The sequence below is a fragment of the Edaphobacter sp. FHG110511_03 genome (genome assembly GCF_059115365.1).
Window position 1 is genome coordinate 1,948,090 of the sequence record NZ_JBZYWL010000001.1, and the last position, 17,968, is coordinate 1,966,057.

Annotated in this window: 16 protein-coding genes; 10 read left to right on the top strand and 6 right to left on the bottom strand. The window is 59.9% G+C overall.

The genetic code is table 11. The features are described 5' to 3' along the window. Positions 1 to 103: 103 nt before the first annotated feature. The 3 genes from typA to AC5S26_RS07860 all read left to right on the top strand — a co-directional run bounded on the left by typA (position 104) and on the right by AC5S26_RS07860 (position 3,961). Positions 104 to 1,918: a translational GTPase TypA gene (gene typA / locus AC5S26_RS07850; RefSeq protein ID WP_494184289.1), complete on the top strand. Its 1,815-nt coding sequence runs from the start codon at positions 104 to 106 to the stop codon at positions 1,916 to 1,918. Positions 1,919 to 2,218: 300 nt separating this feature from the next. Then, entirely contained in the window at positions 2,219 to 3,457 is a 1,239-nt protein-coding gene (locus tag AC5S26_RS07855; RefSeq protein ID WP_494184290.1) for an RNA polymerase sigma factor, read from the top strand. Positions 3,458 to 3,559: 102 nt separating this feature from the next. After that, a complete protein-coding gene (locus AC5S26_RS07860; protein WP_494184291.1) occupies positions 3,560 to 3,961 on the top strand; it encodes a YciI family protein in 402 nt (133 codons plus the stop codon). 88 nt (positions 3,962 to 4,049) lie between these two features. Here AC5S26_RS07860 and AC5S26_RS07865 read toward each other — a convergent pair whose 3' ends face one another. From AC5S26_RS07865 to AC5S26_RS07880, 4 genes are all read right to left on the bottom strand, one after another. Continuing rightward, a complete protein-coding gene (locus AC5S26_RS07865; protein WP_494184292.1) occupies positions 4,050 to 4,631 on the bottom strand; it encodes a dihydrofolate reductase family protein in 582 nt (193 codons plus the stop codon). 30 nt (positions 4,632 to 4,661) lie between these two features. Then, complete coding sequence (locus AC5S26_RS07870; RefSeq protein ID WP_494184293.1) at positions 4,662 to 5,015, bottom strand: YciI family protein; 354 nt, start codon at positions 5,013 to 5,015, stop codon at positions 4,662 to 4,664. Positions 5,016 to 5,218: 203 nt separating this feature from the next. Further along, a complete protein-coding gene (locus AC5S26_RS07875) occupies positions 5,219 to 6,829 on the bottom strand; it encodes a carboxylesterase/lipase family protein (protein ID WP_494184294.1) in 1,611 nt (536 codons plus the stop codon). Between the two features lie 180 nt (positions 6,830 to 7,009). Continuing rightward, complete coding sequence (locus tag AC5S26_RS07880; protein WP_494184295.1) at positions 7,010 to 8,419, bottom strand: amidase; 1,410 nt, start codon at positions 8,417 to 8,419, stop codon at positions 7,010 to 7,012. Positions 8,420 to 8,530: 111 nt separating this feature from the next. Here AC5S26_RS07880 and AC5S26_RS07885 point away from each other — a divergent pair, with 111 nt between their 5' ends. Together AC5S26_RS07885 and AC5S26_RS07890 are read left to right on the top strand one after the other, a co-directional pair. Then, positions 8,531 to 9,094, top strand: coding sequence for a TetR/AcrR family transcriptional regulator (locus AC5S26_RS07885; RefSeq protein ID WP_494184296.1), 564 nt, complete (start codon positions 8,531 to 8,533; stop codon positions 9,092 to 9,094). A gap of 357 nt (positions 9,095 to 9,451) precedes the next feature. Further along, positions 9,452 to 10,921: an FAD-dependent monooxygenase gene (locus tag AC5S26_RS07890; protein ID WP_494184297.1), complete on the top strand. Its 1,470-nt coding sequence runs from the start codon at positions 9,452 to 9,454 to the stop codon at positions 10,919 to 10,921. A gap of 88 nt (positions 10,922 to 11,009) precedes the next feature. Here AC5S26_RS07890 and AC5S26_RS07895 read toward each other — a convergent pair whose 3' ends face one another. Together AC5S26_RS07895 and AC5S26_RS07900 are read right to left on the bottom strand one after the other, a co-directional pair. Beyond that, positions 11,010 to 11,822 carry an anti-sigma factor family protein gene (locus tag AC5S26_RS07895; protein WP_494184298.1) on the bottom strand — a complete coding sequence of 271 codons (813 nt, stop codon included), beginning with the start codon at positions 11,820 to 11,822 and terminating at the stop codon, positions 11,010 to 11,012. Continuing rightward, on the bottom strand, positions 11,819 to 12,418 hold the full coding sequence (locus AC5S26_RS07900) for a sigma-70 family RNA polymerase sigma factor (protein WP_494184299.1): 600 nt from the start codon (positions 12,416 to 12,418) through the stop codon (positions 11,819 to 11,821). Before AC5S26_RS07900 ends, AC5S26_RS07895 begins: the two co-directional genes overlap by 4 nt. A 108-nt stretch (positions 12,419 to 12,526) precedes the next feature. Between AC5S26_RS07900 and AC5S26_RS07905 the strand changes: the two genes are divergently transcribed. The 5 genes from AC5S26_RS07905 (at position 12,527) to AC5S26_RS07925 (ending at position 17,940) form a co-directional block, all read left to right on the top strand. Next, the gene (locus AC5S26_RS07905) at positions 12,527 to 13,531 is read left to right on the top strand and encodes a metallophosphoesterase family protein (protein ID WP_494184300.1); all 1,005 of its coding nucleotides are present in this window, start codon (positions 12,527 to 12,529) and stop codon (positions 13,529 to 13,531) included. Next, a complete protein-coding gene (locus tag AC5S26_RS07910) occupies positions 13,528 to 14,325 on the top strand; it encodes a heme-binding domain-containing protein (protein ID WP_494184301.1) in 798 nt (265 codons plus the stop codon). The genes AC5S26_RS07905 and AC5S26_RS07910 overlap by 4 nt, the downstream gene beginning before the upstream one ends. 98 nt (positions 14,326 to 14,423) lie before the next feature. After that, positions 14,424 to 15,566 carry a glycoside hydrolase family 130 protein gene (locus AC5S26_RS07915; RefSeq protein ID WP_494184302.1) on the top strand — a complete coding sequence of 381 codons (1,143 nt, stop codon included), beginning with the start codon at positions 14,424 to 14,426 and terminating at the stop codon, positions 15,564 to 15,566. A gap of 154 nt (positions 15,567 to 15,720) precedes the next feature. After that, positions 15,721 to 17,031, top strand: a complete 1,311-nt coding sequence (locus tag AC5S26_RS07920; RefSeq protein WP_494184303.1) for a glucuronyl esterase domain-containing protein — start codon at positions 15,721 to 15,723, stop codon at positions 17,029 to 17,031. A gap of 66 nt (positions 17,032 to 17,097) precedes the next feature. Beyond that, positions 17,098 to 17,940, top strand: a complete 843-nt coding sequence (locus tag AC5S26_RS07925) for an alpha/beta hydrolase (RefSeq protein WP_494184304.1) — start codon at positions 17,098 to 17,100, stop codon at positions 17,938 to 17,940. Positions 17,941 to 17,968 lie beyond the last annotated feature (28 nt).

Genomic DNA, 17,968 nt, shown 5'->3' on the forward strand with positions numbered 1-17,968 from the left:
TTCTGGGCCATTTGGACGCGGCATTGCGGTAAACTAAGACAACGCGCGCATTTTCAGCGTTTCCCATCTCTTAGCGCGTAAAACAGACAGGACATCCACCGCAGTGAGCCAGCAGCCGATCCGTAACATCGCAATCATCGCCCACGTCGACCACGGCAAGACCACCCTTGTCGACGCCATGCTCCGCCAGTCGGGCACCTTCCGCGCCAACGAATCCGTCGCCGATCGCGTCATGGACTCCAACGATCTTGAAAAAGAGCGCGGCATCACGATTCTGGCCAAGAATACGGCCATCCATTACCTCGACACCAAGATCAACATCGTCGACACTCCGGGCCACGCCGACTTCGGCGGCGAGGTGGAGCGTGCGTTGAAGATGGTCGATGGCGTGGTCCTGCTGGTCGATGCTTCGGAAGGCCCGCTGCCGCAGACGCGCTACGTGCTCTCGAAGGCGCTCGAGGCCAAGCTGACCCCGATCCTTGTGATCAACAAGATCGACCGGCCGGACGCTCGTCCGCAGGAGGTCGTCAACGAGGTCTATGACCTGTTCATCGATCTCGACGCCGACGAAGACGTGCTCGACTTCCCGATCATCTACACCAACGGCAAGCAGGGCACGGCGACGATGGACCTGGCGCAGCCGGGAAGCGATCTGAAGCCGCTCTTCGACCTGATCGTGAACACGATCTCCCCGGCGAAGGGCGATCCTGAAGCCTCGCTGCAGATCCTGGTGACGAACCTCGACTACTCCGATTACCTCGGCCGCCTTGCCATCGCGCGTGTCTTCAACGGCACGCTGAAGACCGGGCAGGAGGTTGCGGTCTCGAAGACCGACGGATCTCTGCAGAACGTGAAGATCACGAAGCTGTTCAGCTTCGACGGCCTGAAGCGCACCGACATCACGGAGACGGCGATCGGCGATATCGTCGCGATCGCGGGCGTTGCCGGAATCACCATCGGCGAGTCGTTCACGAACATCGAGAACCCAGCTCCGCTGCCTCTGATCAAGATCGACGAGCCGACCATTGCGATCCAGTTCTCGGTCAACAACTCGCCCTTCGCCGGGCGCGAAGGCCAGTACGTCACCAGCCGCAACCTAAAGGAACGATTGGAGAAGGAGCTGCTGACCAACGTCTCGATTCGCGTCGAGGACACCGGCTCCCCTGAGACCTTCAAGGTTCTGGGCCGCGGCGAGCTGCAGCTTTCGGTGTTGATCGAGATGATGCGGCGCGAGGGCTTCGAGCTGATGGTTTCGCGGCCGGAGATCGTTACCCGCCGCATCGACGACAAGCTGATGGAGCCCAACGAGCACCTGACGGTCGACGTTCCCGAGAACTTCGTGGGAACCGTGATTGAGCGGCTTGGGCCGCGCAAGGGCGAGATGACCAAGATGACCAATCACGGCTCCGGCCGTGTGCGCATGGAGTTCATGATTCCTTCGCGCGGTCTGATTGGCCTACGCTCGGAGATGCTAACCGAGACGCGCGGAACGATCATCATGAACTCGATTGCGGACGGCTACGTTCCGTACCAGGGCGAGATCCCGCAGCGTCCCACGGGCGCGCTGATCTCTGACCGGAACGGCACGACGACCACCTACGCTCTGAACGGCCTGCAAGATCGCGGCGTTCTCTTCGTCGGCGACGGCACCGAGGTTTACGAGGGCATGGTCGTCGGCGAACACTCGCGCGACAACGACCTGGACGTGAACGCGGTTCGCGAGAAGAAGCTGACCAACATGCGCGCCTCGGGTTCGGACGACGCTCTCCGGCTGGTTCCGTTCAAGGACCTGACGCTGGAGCAGTCGATCGAGTTCATCGCGGACGACGAGCTGGTGGAGGTAACTCCGAAGTCGCTGCGGCTGCGCAAGAAGGTACTGCAGGCGAACCGGCGGCCACGCAAGAATCAGGTGGAGTAGTCCCCCCGTACTTAAGTGCGCAAAGTCTTCTATCGATGCGACTTAGGTCCGGACCTCGATTTTGAATCGGGTCATAAAAAGCGGCTCAGGAGATCCTGAGCCGCTTTTGCTTTTCTCTTTCCAGTTTATGTCCTGGGAGCGAACTGATCGGCAAGTGGATGTGATTTGGTTTGTGTGGTTTAGGTTGGGTCTGGGCTTGACAGGATTAAAAGTCCAGAAGCGTTGGTTCGATCTTTCTGGGGCCGTATCGTGGTTGTGTCGAGCGACTCCGCTTGCTAGTTTGGCTAGATGCCGCCGCCTGTGCCTGAACAACTCAGCAGGACCATTGAGACTCTTTACCGGTCGGAATCGGGTCGGGTTCTGGCGACGCTCGTGCGCCTTCTGGGAGATCTGGACCTAGCCGAAGAGTCGATGCACGAGGCGTTCGCTGCTGCTCTGGAGTCCTGGACGCTGGCTGGCATTCCGGACAAGCCGCGCCCGTGGCTGATTTCAACGGCACGCTTCAAAGCCATAGACGCACTACGCCGACGCGCGCGCTTCGATGGAGCACAGAGGGATCTTATTGCCCACCTGGAATCGCGGGTCAGCGACGCTCCCAGCGGGAATGAAGAGATTGGGGATGAAGAGATCGAGGACGATCGTCTCCGTCTGATCTTCACCTGCTGCCATCCCGCTCTGCCTCCGGAGGGACAGGTTGCGCTCACTCTTCGCGAGATCTGCGGCTTGACGACGGAGGAGATTGCACGGGTATTTCTGGTGACACCGGCAACGCTCGCCCAACGCATCGTGCGCGCGAAGGCTCTCATTCGCGATAAGGCAATTCCTTACCAGGTGCCAGTCTCCCAGGAATTGCCGGGTCGTTTGGGAGCTGTCCTTCAGGTCGTTTATCTCATTTTTAATGAGGGATATTCGGCAGAGATCACGGGCGTCGAACTCAGCCGCGAGGCGATCCGTCTTGGCCTGCTCTTGCTTGACCTGCTTCCAGAACCCGAGGTGATGGGCCTCCTAGGGCTCATGCTGCTCCAGGAGTCGCGCCGCGCCGCCAGAACTTCTCCTGACGGAGACCTGATCCTGCTGGAGCAGCAGGATCGGTCGTTGTGGAACAGGGACCAGATCGCCGAGGGCATCTCGCTCACCGAAAGAGCTCTCACATCGCGTCGCTTCGGTGCTTACACTCTGCAGGCGGCGATTGCGGCCGTTCACGCCGAGGCTTCTACCGCTGCATCCACGGACTGGCGCCAGATTACGCTGCTTTACGACCGGTTGCTTCGGATTCAGCCATCCCCGGTTGTCGAACTTAACCGCGCAGTGGCCATTTCCGTGTGCGAAGGTCCAGAGCAGGGTCTTCACCTCATCGATGACTTGCTTGAGCGCGGCGACCTCGCAAACTACCATCTGGCGCACGCCGCACGGGCGGATCTGTGTCGCAGATCAGGGAGGATTCCGGAAGCCCGTGCTTCGTATGAGAGGGCGCTGGCTCTGGCTCGGCAGGAACCGGAGCGGCGTTTTCTCGCAGGGCGGCTACGGGAATTGAAATAAAAATTGGCTCGGCTGTCGATTTTCTTCGCGCTCGACGACTATAAAGCGAACGATCCAGCGCGCAAGCCTGTGCTGCTGATTCCTATCAAGAGGAGAAAAACAATGAAATACATCTGTTTCGGATACTACGATAAAGCTAAATTTGATGGCCTGCCTGAGGATGAGCGAAACGCCTTGTTCGACACATGCTTTGAGTACGACGACCATCTTCGCGCCAACGGGCACTGGGCTGGCGGAGAAGCGCTCCAGGCTTCAGAAACCGCCTTGACCCTGTATTGGAAGAACGGCAAAGTGGCAACGACCGACGGTCCCTTTGCGGAGACCAAGGAACAACTGGGCGGCATTCTCGTCCTTGAGGCGCGAGACATGAATCATGCTGTACAGCTTATGTCGCAGCATCCAGCGGTGGCCTATGGCAACATCTTCGAGATTCGGCCAGTGGGAGACATGGATGAAATCATTAAGGCCAGTGAGCAGCGACGGAGACAGACCACTGCACGTTGAAGACGGTTCTACTTTGTCGCCGGTATAGCGGCTCGCAACACGTGTTGGCGCCCGACAGCAATGTCATGTTGGTCGTCCATCCTGATTCCTATCCGGTCTTCAAAGGCCCGGCGATCTTGTAAGTCGTGAGAACGTTGCCGGACGGAAACGCTTTCGTGCTGATGAGCTCGAAGGAGCGTGCCGGGGTTCCCTCGGCAAAGAAACGCTTCCCCGTGCCCAACAGGACCGGATAGACGATCAGCAGGACTTCATCCGCAAGCCCATGCTCGAGCAGTGTCGATGTCAGGGTGGAGCTGCCCCAGAGGATAATGTCCGGGCCATCCTGGGACTTGATGCGACGAATGCCCTCGACGATGTTTGGTCCAAGGCCCTCGGACGGGCCCCATTCCAGACTTTCCGGACGGTTGGTCGCGATATATTTTGTTGCCGCATTGATGCCGTCCGACATCGGATTGCTCGGAGCCTTTGGCCAGAAGCCCGACCAGAGATCGTAAGTGCGACGACCAAGCAGCAGATCGAATTTCTCGCCATGTGCGGCGAGGACTGCCTCTGCGCCAGCGGGGGTTCGATAGGGCGCGGTCCAGTTACTGTAGGGGAAATCGCCGTCATCGGCGGAGTGCTGGATCACGCCATCCAGCGAGATGTGTTCCATGATCTTGAGCTTTCTCATTTGAGTCTCCGTTGTCTGGGGTTGGAGTTTCTATTCTTTTGGCATTGCGTGGAACTGGCGCACCTCGACCGATGCGCGGCAGGCGACGACGGCTTTGCGTCCCCATGCCACGGCTTCATCCATGTTGGCGGCGTCGAGTATCCAAAAGCCGCCAATGTGTTCCTTGGCCTCAAGGTAGGGTCCATCGGTGATGACTACCTCTCCGGCGCGCTGCTTACGCAGTGATTTCGCGTGGCGCGCTGATTGCAGACCGCCGGCGAAGACCCTGGCGCCGGCAGCCTCCATCTCTTCGTTGAGCACATCGATGTCGCGGTCCATGGTTTCGTCTTCAAGGGAAGGATCGTAGTTGTCGGGGTGGTGGATCGCGACCAGATATTGCGGCATGTCTTCTCCTGGAGTGGTCCGTCAGGCGGGGTTCTCTGTTCGGCCTTCACTATAACGACGAGCGGCCAGACCGGAATTCGACAAGCCATCGGGAAAATTTGTTTCTGAGAATGTCGTAACAGCCTTAATACAGGGATTTCTCCACTCCGCCGGCAAAAGCACCGCCTTCGGTCGAAATGACGTTTTGGGAGGGACGACGTGGATCAGGTTCCGGGTTGGAGGTAGGGTGCCTGTGAGATCAGCTTGCGCTCTTCGCCGCGTGGATCGTCTTCAACGCGGGGAGGAGAATCCCACAGCATGGTGGGCCGTCTTTTGAGTTCGTAGCGCGGCCAGTGGGGAAGACCGGAGTGGTTGGGGTCGCCGGTGCGGGCGAAGTGGATGAGGGTATCGGCGTAGCGGGAGGCGAGCTGTTGGGCCTCGGGACTGGTTCCGGTCATGGAGGAGGCGAGGTCGAGGTTGTCGAACGCGAAAGGGATGTCGATGGTGTGGGGCGCTCCCCACTTTCCGCCGTCGACGGGTGATTTCCAGGTGAAGTTGTAGGCCCAGGTGGGCCCGTTGCGGTCGGCGCGGCGTTCGCTTTCGATGACCATGCCGTGCCAGGAGCGGAAGCCGGTGGTGGCGGCGAAGAAGACGTCGGAGGCGTCGTAGCCGGGATACCAGAGCCGGTAGCCGTCGATGATGTCTGCGGTGGTGAGATCGCCGAGGAACTGGCGGTAGTGTTCGAGCTCGGCGGGGAGCTGCTGCCAGGTAAGAGAGAAGAGTGCGGGGTTCGAGGCTCCGATGAGGAGGCGGGTCTCGTCGTGGGTGTTGCCGAGGATCATCGGAATTCTGTCGGAGATGGCAGGAGCCGTGGGCGCGAAGGGATCGTGGGGAAGAGTTTGACCGTCGTGAACCGGGCCATAGTATTTTCCGGCTCGGAGGGCGGCGACGAGTCTTTCCATCGGTACTTTTTTGGGATCGCGGATGGTTTCGACTGTGGCGGGCGTGAGGTCAAGGGCCTTAAGAACGGCCTCGGCGGTGGCGGTGGCGTGCTCGGGAGTGGTTGCAGTGAGCTGCTGGCCGCTCATGGTCATGACGCGATGGAAGAGCCCGGTGCCTGAGGGCATCGACATGAGCGTGGCGCACTTGGCGCCCCCACCGGACTGGCCGAAGATGAGGACGCGGGAGGGATCGCCGCCCAGGTTTTCGATGTTGTCGCGGACCCACTGGAGGGCAAGGACGAGATCGAGCTGGCCGACGTTGCCGGAGTCGCGAAAGAGCTCGCGAGACGCGGCAGGGGCGAGCTCGGCGAGGTAGAGATAGCCGAAGAGATTGAGGCGGTGGTTGAGTGTGACGACGACCGCGTCGCCGCGACGGGCGAGGCGAACACCGTCGTAGAGGGGACCGTTGGAGGAGCTGGAGGAGTAGGCTCCGCCATGGATGTAGACGAGGACGGGACGCTTGTGGGTGTCGAGCGCGGGTGTCCAGACGTTGAGGTGAAGGCAGTCTTCGCTGTTGGTGGGACTGGCCTCGTCGAGCGGGGCAAATGTAGAGCGGCTCTGACGGGGATGAATGGGCTGAGGAGCCTGGGGTCCGAAGGTGAGGCAATCGCGGACGCCGGACCACGGCTGCGGGCTGACTGCCGGCGCAAAGCGTGTGGAGGAGGTATCGGCTCCATAGGGGATGCCTTTGAAGACGAGGATGCCCTGATCGGAGAAGCCGCGAATTTTGCCGGAGCGAGTGGAGGCGATGGGGGAGGACTGGGCGTGAAGCGGGCGAGAGAGCAGGCCTGCGGCGAAGAGGGTGGAGCTCTGGAGAAAGTCGCGACGGTTCATTGGTCCTACCTGTTTGGAAGTCCAATGGTACATCGGTCGACATCGCAATCCCAAGACGCTCCTTGGCGGGAATGATCTGTGCCGCGAAGCCGACTTCCCGGTGCCAATGCCACAGAAATGGAGAGAACGAGCAGGAGAGCCTCATCCTCTCCTGCTCGTTTCGCCTTAGGTGGTGCGATTTTAGAGGTTCGGGTGAAGATCGCGTACGGGGCTAACCTGCTCGAGAAGAGACGCAACGTGGAGAATTGTGGACTCGGCCTGCCAGTTACCGACGATTTGCACGCCGATCGGCATCCCGTCATGGCTGGTGCCGAACCGCATGGAAACGCCCGGCAGGCCGGTCACGCTTAACGGCGTTGTTGCGGACATGATGCCCATCACGTCGACAGTCTGACCGTTGACTACCAACTCCGCCTGGCCGTGCTTGAAGGACGGAGTAGGGATGACCGGGGTGAGCAACACGTCGTACTTCTGGAAGTATTCGGCAAAACCATCCTTCAGTCGCTCCGCTCCCTGCACTGCATCGATGTAGTCCGCGGCTGGCGTATCGGGCAACGCGAGCATGAACCTGGCCATCTCGCCGATTTCATTCTCGCTGCGGCCGGCTGTTGTCTTCACGAATCCGGGCTTCATCTCGAGGACGTGCAGACGGGTGAACACATCGAGTGCAAAGTCACGCTCCAGTGCATGAATGCGCACGGACTCGATGGTGTACCCGCAAACCCTGAGCGCTTCTGCGGCGCTCTCCACCGTCCCCGCGACCTCGCGGTCGATCGGGCCAAAACCGGGTTCCACCAGCCAGCCCACACGAAGCGGACGCTTGTTGGAGTTGCCAATACCGTTGTCGAGCGGGATGGCGCTGCTGGAGTAGCCGTCCTGTCCGTCCGGACCACCGAGTTGCGAAAAGGCCAATGAGAGATCGCGGATGCTCCGCGCCATCGGGCCTACATGCCAGAAGCGTCGCGGCTCACGCGGCCAGATGCCGGTCATGGGGACCCGTCCATGCGTCGCCTTGAGCGAGACAATGCCGGTGTGGGCCGCCGGACCTCGCAAAGAGATCGCAAGGTCGGTACCCAAGCCAAGCGGAGACATGCCCGCTGCGATCGCTGCGGACTCTCCACCGCTTGAACCACCCGGCGTCAGATCCAGGTTCCAGGGGTTGTTCGTCCGGCCCGAGAGGAGATTGTCACTTTCGACCCCGTAAGAGAATTCGGGAAGATTGGTCTTCGCAAGCAGAATAGCCCCTGCTTTCTTCAGGCGCGCAACACTGGTCGCATCCGTGTCGGGCGTTCGTCCCCTGAAGATGGGCGTTCCGCGTTGGGTCGGGACCTTCGCGGTGTCGATCGAATCCTTCGCCGTGAAAGGCACTCCGTGCAGCGGTCCCAGTTCGTCTCCACGCTGTACCGCTGCCTCTGCTTCCTTTGCGGATTTCAGCGCATCTTCGGCGATTGTTACGATTGCGTTCACTTTCGGGTTGACGGCCTCGATGCGATCGAGGTGCGCCTTCATGACTTCGACCGGAGAGACCTCGCGTGTTCGGACCAGTTCGGCCAGTTTGGTTGCGTCGGAATAGATCAGTTCATTGCTCATTGTGTTCCCCTTTCTACCTGCCACTTGGCAGGTGACAATCCTTGAGATTCTACCTGCCACATGGTAGATTCATAAATCGAGGTGTTTTTTTTGATGAAAGGGAGGGCCGATATGGGTGCGAATGCTCGTGAAGATATTCTGGCCGCCGCGAAGCTTGTTGCTCAAGCTCACGGGTATGCAGGATTGAACTTTCGTGATCTGGCGAAGCAGGTTGGCATCAAAGCGGCGAGTATCTACTATTACTTCCCGAGCAAAGCCGACTTGGCTACGGCTGTGGCGAAGCGCTACTGGGAGGATTCTGCTGCTTATCTTGAGTCTCTGCTGAAGGATTCAGCGACGCCGCTGGACGCACTGCGCCGCTATCCGGAGACCTTTCGATGGGCACTGGAGAACGACAACCGCATCTGCCTTTGCAGCTTCATGTCTGCACAATTCGACGAACTGCCTGACGAAGTGAAGACGGAAGTTCAGGCTTTCACCGACGTCAACCTTGCGTGGCTGAAGAAGACGCTGGTTGCAGCCAAGGTTGCCAACCCCAAGGAGGCCGAGAAGCGAGCACGCGCTATCTACTCCGGAATCGTGGGTGCTCAACTGATGGCGAGGGGCCGGACAGATATCGCCCTCTACGACTCCCTCATCGAAAGTTACCGTACAGCAGGACTGCTTCCCGCTTGAGGGTGGATTGGGTCCTGTAAAAACGCGCTTCCTGGAAATTATGTCCTGCTGACGAGAACCTGACTTATGCGTGGTCATCCTCCGGGTTCGGTGCAACCGTATTCGTCGCGATGGTTTGGCTTGCGAGCGCCTGTTGCTTCGCTGTGGCTCGCCTCCGGCGACGCCTCTCCAGAAAAGGGGACGCGGCCCAGTTCCTTTGTAAAGGGATTGTCTGTCCAACACGGAAAAACGAAAAGGGAGAGAAATATTTCTCTCCCCCACTTCTAGATTATTGCGCACTGGGGGGCTTGCGGCAAGACCCGGATCATGCGGCATCATCGTCGGCTGAAGTAAAAAACCACGGAAATTGGAGCCACGATGACTGAGCATGCGGTAGTGATTGCAGGAGGAGGTCCGACAGGGCTGATGTTGGCGGGCGAGCTGGCGTTGGCGGGCGTCGACGTTGCTATCGTCGAGCGACGCGCCAGCCAGGATCTGGTCGGAGCACGCGCGGGCGGTTTGCACTCGCGCACGATCGAGGTCTTTGATCAGCGTGGAATTGCGGAGCGGTTCCTCTCGCAGGGACAGCTGCATCGTGTGGGGATGAGCTTCCGCCATACCACTTTGGATATCAGTGACTTTCCCACACGGCATAGTTACTTCCTCTTATTGTGGCAGCAACACATCGAGCGCACGCTCGCCGAATGGGTCGACGAGCTTGGGGTGCGGATCTATCGCGGATGTGAGGTGACTGGTTTTGCGCAGGATGACTTGAACGTCAATGTCGCGCTGTCCGACGACACGTCGCTACGGGCGGAGTACCTTGTTGGCTGCGATGGGGGACGAAGCGCGATTCGTAAAGTAGCGGGCATCGAGTTCGCCGGGTGGGATGCGACGAGGAGTTGGCTGATCGCCGAAGCCAAGATTACGGAGGAGCCGGCGTGGGGTTTTCGCGAAGACGCTACTGGCACCTATGCGATCGCCAAGATGGAGGATAGCCGGGCGATGCGGGTCGTGCTGACCGAACAGCAGCTCGAGATCGGCGGCGAACCAACACTGGGCGATGTCAGTGAGGCCCTTATCGCTGTATATGGGACCGATTACGGAATCCACAGTCCGATCTCGATCTCCAGGTTCACGGACATGACTCGCCAGGCCACTGCTTATCGCGACAGACGGGTTCTGCTTGCCGGTGACGCCGCGCACGTGCATCCTCCGATGGGTGGGCAGGGTCTCAATATCGGCGTGCAGGACGCGGTGAATCTGGGATGGAAGCTGGCACAGGTGGTCAAGCGGATCTCGCCGGAGAGCTTGCTGGATACCTACCATGCCGAGCGCCACCCGATTGCCGCCCGCGTGCTGCGCAACACCATGGCGCACGTCGCTCTCAGCCGGCCCGATGCCCGCACCAAGGCAGTGGGAGAGACGCTTGTCGAACTCCTGAAGCTGGACGCGGTTCGCAAACAGGTCGTCGGGGAGAATTCAGGTTTGGGTATTCGTTATGACCTTGGAGAAGGACACCCTCTGCTCGGGCGTCGCATGCCCGATCTCGACCTGATCACTTCCGACGGCCCGCTGCGGGTCTTCACCCTGCTGCACCATGCGCGTCCGGTGCTGCTCAACTTCGGCGAGTACAGCAGCTTCGACATCGCTCCATGGGCAGATCGCGTTGCGTTGATCGAGGCCAAATATGCTGGCACGTGGGAGCTTCCGGCGATCGGGGCGGTCGCTGCTCCCACCGCAGTGCTGGTTCGTCCCGACGGGTATGTGGCCTGGGTGGGAGATCTTCCCCAGTTGGGGCTCACTGACGCGCTGACCAGTTGGTTCGGAGCGCCTGCTGCGGAGTAGCGCACCGGCTTCCCGACCGCCTGATTTAGTCCTGAGAAACGCGCTTGAGTAGAGATGAGGCTTCCCTGGCCGATTAGACCAGCGCGGGTTATCTCACCTGAGCGCGTTCGATCAGACCGATCAGGTTTGTCAGATTTGCAGGGTCTACATCGCTGATCGCAACGACGTCGAGCTCCCTGGTGTTGAAGCTGGACAGCCGGAATCCCTCCTGCTCCGCAGCCGGGGCATGCTCTTCCGTGCCAGCTATTCTCTGCTGCACAAAGACCGATACGCGATGGCTGCCGATGCTGTACAGCAGTTGCGCGGCGGGACGGTTGTGAAGGTATACGAGGTTCGCTCCCTCGAGCTTTGTTCCTGCCGGCAAATTCTCCGGAAGATTGAAGCTGAAGGGAATCTTTCCCTGGAACCACGGCTTCACCGTGTGGCGATCGGAAGAAAGGACCTGTGGGGGCAGATTTATAGCGAGGGTGGCGATGTGCTGATCGCTCAGCTCTGTGGCGAGAGCTTTACGCTGTACTGCCGCTGTCTGCACGCGGCGTTCGTTCATCTCGAAGACAGTCATACCGCCCGCTGACAGCAACAACGCCGCCGCTGCCGCCCAGCCAGCCCATTTCGCGGGTCCATCGGCGGGAGAAAGAAGCGAGGACCTTCTTCGCTCCCCCATACGGTCCGGCGCACTTTGCGACGATGCGATCCGCTCCATCCGCCTGCGCAGTTCGTCGGGAACCTCGTATCTCTGGCCCGCTCGCTCTGTCGCCGATTTCAGCAGCGATTGTTGAAGCGCGTGGGATGTGCACGCAGGGCAGCCATGCAGGTGCTCTGTCACGGAAGCCAGTTCCTCTTCCATCAACTCTCCGTCGGCCAGAGCGTTCAAAGTTGCAGCTGAAAGATGATCGCTCATGCGCGAAACCCCTTATGGAATGAATTGCTCTCGAGCGATTCCCGAAGATGTGCGCGCGCCCGCGCGATACGCGACATCACTGTGCCGATTGGGACCTCGAGAATTGTTGCGATTTCCTTGTACTTCATCTCCTCCACATCGCACAGCAGCACAACCTCAAGCAGCGGCGGCGGCAGTTTTTCCATGGCTCCGTGCAGGGCGGCGCGGTTCGCGAGGCGGATCAGATTCAGCTCCGGGGTCTCCCGGTCGATTGCGCCTTCGGGATAGGCTGCGGGCGCCGATTCGCCGTCCTCCCTCAGCTCTTCTTCGAGCGCGACCGTCCGCCGCGCCGCCAGTCCGCTACGCGAAGTGAGATAGGTGTTGCGAAGGATCCGAAAGATCCACGCCTTGAAGTTAGAACCTGCCTCGAAGCTCGCAAATCCACGCAAAGATTTCAGAAATGTCTCCTGTACCAGATCTTCGGCGTCGCTCGGGTTGCGCGTAAGCCACTGAGCGACGTTGTAGAGGGCAGGAAGCAGCGGCATCGCCAGGTCCTCGAAGGAGGAGGGCCTTGCATTGGTCTCCCGTGTTGCACGCTTCCATGGCAACAACGTCATCGTCTTTCCTTCTCTTGCAGATATGAGAACCGGCGTTTCTCAAATTTATTCCTTTTGCGGTGGAATAAATCGCCGGGGGCCCAGTTTGCATGGGTGGAGGATCTACCTGTGAAGAATACGCAAGATCGCAATCCCGCACACAATTCCACACCCACCGAAGTCACACCAACCGCCGAAGGCTCCCCGGACAGCATCGATCGCCGTGGCTTTTTGAGCTGCATGGCCTGGGCCGGCACCGGGCTGCTTTGGACAATCTCAGGCGGCGTGCCTGTCTCGAAGTTATTCGCAGCTACTGCTGGAGAGGGTAAAGCATCGCCTGCCTCTTCGTTCAGCTTCGTACAGATCAGCGACAGCCACATCGGCTTCAACAAAGCTGCCAACCAGGACGTGACCGGCACGCTGAAGACCGCGATCGACAAGATCAACCGGCTTTCCGTTACTCCCGATCTGCTGCTTCATACCGGCGATATCACGCAGTCTTCCAAGGCCAGCGAATTCGACACGGCACAGCAGATTATTAAAACCGCGCACGCAGGCCAGACGTTCTACGTACCGGGAGAGCACGATACCGCCTCCGATGATGGCGCGCTCTATCTCGAGCGTTTCGGAAAAGGCACTCTTGGCGGTGGCTGGTATAGCTTCACCCACAAGGGCGTTCACTTCATCGGCCTTAATAACGTGCTGCAGATCGATGCCATGGGAAAGCTTGGTCCCGATCAACTGGCATGGCTGAAGAAAGATCTGGCCTCGCTCTCCGCTTCCACTCCGATCGTCATCTTCGCTCACATTCCGCTCTGGATGGTCTATCCGCAGTGGGGTTGGGGCACCCAGGACGGTGCTGAGGCATTGTCTTATCTCAAGCGTTTCGGCTCCGTTACCGTTCTCAACGGACATATCCACCAGGTTATTCAGAAGGTGGAGGGAAACGTTGCCTTTCATACTGCGGCCTCCACCGCGTTCCCGCAGCCGGCACCGGGCGCGGCGCCCAACGCAGGTCCCATGGTGGTTCCGGCCGGAAAGCTTCAGGGTGTCCTCGGCGTGACCAAGGTGAACTACATTGCGCGCCACAGTCACCTTGCGATTGTCGATTCTTCGCTGGCGGTGAAGGAATGAGCCGCACTCGCACCGTCGTTGCGGTCTGCATCGTCACATTTGCGGCTTCCTTGCTGTTCGCACGCTCTCATCCGTTCGGGGACGCTGGTCTGTACGCGCAATCTCGCAGCGGGGCCATCCTGCAGAGTACCGACATTCCACCAAAGGTCCGCGAGACGCTGATGACAAAGTGTGCAGACTGTCACTCAACCCAGACGCGCCCGCCTGTTTACGGGCGCCTGGCTCCCATCTCCTGGTTGATGGAGCGTGACATTGTGGAAGCTCGCAAGGCGATGAATCTTTCCGAGTGGGATACTTATTCCGCAGAGGATCGGGAGGCATTCAAGGTAAAGATTTTTCTTGAAGTGAAGTCGCGCCGGATGCCGCTGCCTCAATATCGCATCCTCCACTGGAATGCGCGCATAACGGACCCTGATCTCGACCTGCTTGGGAAGTGGGCGCGCCAATCGGGGCTCCCTGTGGCTACGCAGGTGATGGCAGTGGTCAGTGATGGCGATGCTGCGCGCGGCAAAGATGTCTTTCAGCGCCGATGCACCGGCTGCCATTCGCTGGAGCAGAACCGCGAAGGTCCGCGGCTTCGGGGAGTCTTCGGGCGGGTCTCCGGCTCGATCCCTGATTTTGATTACTCCCCCGCGATCAAACAGGCTCATATCCAGTGGAATGAAGTGACGCTGGAACGGTGGCTTGCCGATCCTGATGTTCTTGTTCCCGGCAACAACATGGAGTTTCACGTGGCCAAACCGCAGGAGCGTAAAGATCTGGTGCAGTTTCTGAGAGAGAGCGGGGATCAATAGATCGCAACTTGAGGGAAATCGTCTCGAGGAGGCAACCAAGAGGAACTGACGATGATGCTATAAGTACGTGGGATGAAAGAGCAGGAGGTCGTGGACGAATGACGTTGGCGCTGGGGATTCGGAATCTGGGAATGGTGGTGCTTGGTCTGGCGCTGCAGGGGCAGACTGGCCTGGCGCAGGGAGGCGTGGACAAGGCGGGATGGATGCTGGGACCGCTTACGCGACCGGTGGACAAGCCGGTAATCAGCCCACTGCCGAAGTCCACCTTCAAGGATCCGGTTTCGGGGGAGACGGTTCACTGGGAGGCGCTGCACACGTTCAATCCGGCAGCGATCGTACGAGATGGGAAGATCTATGTGCTGTACCGGGCGGAGGACGATTCGGGAGCGATGATGATCGGGGGCCATACCTCCCGTGTTGGGCTCGCGGAGAGCGAAGATGGAATCCACTTCACACGACTGCCGGAGCCTGTGCTGTATCCGGATCACGACAGCCAGCAGCAGAACGAGGTTCCGGGAGGCGTGGAGGATCCGAGGATCGTCGAGGGCGAAGATGGCCTGTACGTTCTGACCTACACGCAGTGGGCGCGCGAGCGGAATACGTACACGGTGGGGGTGGCGACCTCGAGGGATCTGCGGACGTGGACGAAGTATGGACCGGCGTTTGGAACGTCGGGCAAGTATGGGACGCTGAAGTACAAGTCGGCGGGAATTCTTACGCGACGCGTGGGGGATCGGCTGATTGCGGCGAAGCTGCAGGGCAAGTACTGGATGTATTGGGGCGAGATCGAGCTGCGCCTGGCGACCTCAACGGACCTAATCCACTGGACGCCGGTGGAGGATGCGAAGGGGCAACCGGTGGTTTTGCTGCGCGACCGGCCCGGACTGTTTGACAGCGCGTTTCCGGAGAGCGGACCTCCGCCGCTGCTGACGCGGGATGGAATCGTGGTGACCTACAACGCGAAGAATGCGGAGAGGGGAGGCGATCCGAAGCTGGCGCCGGGGACGTATTCGGTGGGGCAGGCGCTGTTTTCGGCGAGCGATCCGAAGCGTCTGCTGGCGCGTTCGAAGGGGCCCATCTTTCAGCCGGAACGGCCGTATGAGAAGTCAGGCCAGTACAAGGCGGGAACGACCTTTGCGGAGGGGTTGGTGCTGTTCAAGGACAAACTGTATCTCTACTACGGCTGTGCGGATTCGCATGTCGCCGTGGCGACGGCTCCGGTTCCGGCGAGTGTGCGTTGATCGGGTGAACCCTGCCGATGGGGAATCCTGTGGACGGACCAATTTTTGACGTCTGAGCCATCGTCGCCCTATTGTTATGGGCGAGCTTAAATCGAAACATTCGCTCTATTGAAATAGCCCGCGACCTTGTGTGCGGAGACCAGGGAGTTCGTTCATGAAGATGAGACAGGCGATTCCTGCCGGCCTTGCGGCGGCTTTGTGCATATCAGGTTTAGCAACGAGTGGGTGGGCGCAGAACCCGCAGGGCGTGGTGGCGGGGATTCCGGTGAACTATGACGAGGCGAAGGTGGGGACGTACACCCTGCCCGATGCGCTGATCCTGAACGACGGCAAGCCGGTGAAGGATGCGAAGACCTGGATGAAGAAGCGGAGGCCGGAGATTGTCTCGATGTTCGAGACTCAGCAGTATGGCAGGGCTCCGGGTCGGCCAAAGGACGAGAGCTTCGACGTGGTGGAGAAGGAGATGCCTGCGCTGAAGGGAAAGGCGGTCCGGAAGAGGGTGGATGTGCATCTTTCGGCGAAGCCCGGTTCTCCGGTGATTCACCTGGTGGAGTATCTGCCGGCGGGGGCGAAGAAGCCGGTTCCGATGCTGTTGTGCATCAGCTTTTCGGCTCCTTCGAACTCGGTGGACGATCCTGAGCTGCCGGTGGGTGAGGTGTGGGATCCGAAGACGCATACGAAGATTCCAGCGAACAAGGCTCGGGCGTTCGGCAAGCTGAATGTGGAGTCGGTGCTGGATGCGGGGATCGGGGTGGCGACGTTTTATTACGGGGATGTAGAGCCGGATTATGCGGAGGGTTTTCAGGACAGTATCCGCAAGGTTTATCAGAAGGCGGGGGAGAGCAAGCGCGGGCCTGAGGATTGGGGCTCGATTGCAGCCTGGGCGTGGGGGATGAGCCGGGTGCAGGATTACTTCGAGACGGACAAGAGCGTGGATGCGAAGCGGGTGGCGATCCATGGCGTGTCGCGATTGGGCAAGACGGTGATGTGGGCGGGAGCGCACGATGAACGCTTTGCGGCGGTGATTGCGAGTTGCTCGGGCGAGGGTGGAGCGGCGCTGAGCCATCGCGACTACGGCGAGACGATCGCGCACCTGACTGCGCCGACGCGGTATCCGTACCAGTTTGCGGAGAACTATGGAAAGTGGGCCGGGTTTCCGGATAAGGCTCCGATGGATGCGAATATGCTGGTGGCGTTGGTTGCGCCGCGACCGCTGTTATTGCAGACGGGAAACACGGACTACTGGTCGGATCCGAAGGGGGAGTTTCTATCCGCAGTGGCAGCAGCGCCGGTGTACAAGCTGCTGGGCAAAGACGCATTGGATACGGAGACGTGGCCAGCGGCGAAGAAGCCCATCCTGCATGATCTGAGTTACTACATGCACGACGGCGGACATGGCATGGTTCCCACGGACTGGGATATTTATGTGCAGTTTTTGAAGATGCATTTGCATCCGGAGGGGTGAGAAAGCCACTCATAGTAGATGGAACTGGATCGACAGCTACGTTTTATTTCTATGAGGTGTGAGGGCATGAGGCGAATAGGGCTTTTTTTGTGTTTAGCGGGTTCGGTGGTGTGGGCACAGGCTCCTCCTCCTATGGCGGCGACCTCAGGGTTCACGGTGAAGAAGAGCGTTGTGTATGCGCAGGGCGTGCATGGCGATCTGCTGGCCGATCTCTACGTGCCGGAGCCGAAGCGAGAGAAGATGCCGGCGGTGCTGCTGATTCATGGCGGCGGGTGGCTCAACGGCACACGGGATTCGATGAGTCCAGCGAACGAGGATATGGCCGCGGCTGGATTTGTGGGGATGACCATTGAGTATGACCTGAGCGGTAGCGGGACCGTGTTTCCGACGGCGCTGGAGGAGTGCTGGAAGGCGGTGCACTGGCTGCGCGAGCATGCCGGGGAGTATGGGGTCGATCCGCAGAGGATTGCAGTTGCAGGGAGCTCGGCCGGCGGAGAGCTGGCGGCACTGATGGGGCTGGGAGCGCACAGGCCCACGGATGAGCCTGCGGTGGCGGCGGCGATTGTGTACAACGGCGTGTTGGACCTGGGCGACCCGAAGGTGGGGCAGAAGACGGTGACGAGCTATCTGGGCGGGAGCTGCGATGAGAAGAAGGTGTTGTGTCGTGAGGCTTCCCCGAACCAGACCGTAGTGCTGACGCCGATTCCGTTCTTTGTGGGGCATGGGACCGAGGATGCCACGGTGCCTTATGCGCAGGCGGAGCAGTTTGTGGACAAGTTGCGGAAGGCGAGGGTGGCGGTGACAGTGTTTACGGCTCCGGGTGGACCGCACACCTACTGGAAGGACAGGCGGTGGGTGCAACCGAATATGGAGGCTTCGATCGCGTTTTTGAAACAGGCGCTGAAGTAAGAAGAGTCGCGATCGCCACGGTGTCCGC

Excerpts from the sequence above, each read along its gene's own strand:
- AC5S26_RS07910 (WP_494184301.1), top strand. The coding sequence starts at position 13,528 with ATGAGCCGCACTCGCACCGTCGTTGCGGTCTGCATCGTCACATTTGCG.
- AC5S26_RS07870 (WP_494184293.1), bottom strand. The coding sequence starts at position 5,015 with ATGCCGCAATATCTGGTCGCGATCCACCACCCCGACAACTACGATCCT.
- AC5S26_RS07900 (WP_494184299.1), bottom strand. The coding sequence starts at position 12,418 with ATGACGTTGTTGCCATGGAAGCGTGCAACACGGGAGACCAATGCAAGG.
- AC5S26_RS07915 (WP_494184302.1), top strand. The coding sequence starts at position 14,424 with ATGACGTTGGCGCTGGGGATTCGGAATCTGGGAATGGTGGTGCTTGGT.
- AC5S26_RS07890 (WP_494184297.1), top strand. The coding sequence starts at position 9,452 with ATGACTGAGCATGCGGTAGTGATTGCAGGAGGAGGTCCGACAGGGCTG.
- AC5S26_RS07925 (WP_494184304.1), top strand. The coding sequence starts at position 17,098 with ATGAGGCGAATAGGGCTTTTTTTGTGTTTAGCGGGTTCGGTGGTGTGG.
- AC5S26_RS07865 (WP_494184292.1), bottom strand. The coding sequence starts at position 4,631 with ATGAGAAAGCTCAAGATCATGGAACACATCTCGCTGGATGGCGTGATC.
- AC5S26_RS07920 (WP_494184303.1), top strand. The coding sequence starts at position 15,721 with ATGAAGATGAGACAGGCGATTCCTGCCGGCCTTGCGGCGGCTTTGTGC.
- AC5S26_RS07860 (WP_494184291.1), top strand. The coding sequence starts at position 3,560 with ATGAAATACATCTGTTTCGGATACTACGATAAAGCTAAATTTGATGGC.
- AC5S26_RS07880 (WP_494184295.1), bottom strand. The coding sequence starts at position 8,419 with ATGAGCAATGAACTGATCTATTCCGACGCAACCAAACTGGCCGAACTG.
- AC5S26_RS07885 (WP_494184296.1), top strand. The coding sequence starts at position 8,531 with ATGGGTGCGAATGCTCGTGAAGATATTCTGGCCGCCGCGAAGCTTGTT.
- AC5S26_RS07895 (WP_494184298.1), bottom strand. The coding sequence starts at position 11,822 with ATGAGCGATCATCTTTCAGCTGCAACTTTGAACGCTCTGGCCGACGGA.
- AC5S26_RS07875 (WP_494184294.1), bottom strand. The coding sequence starts at position 6,829 with ATGAACCGTCGCGACTTTCTCCAGAGCTCCACCCTCTTCGCCGCAGGC.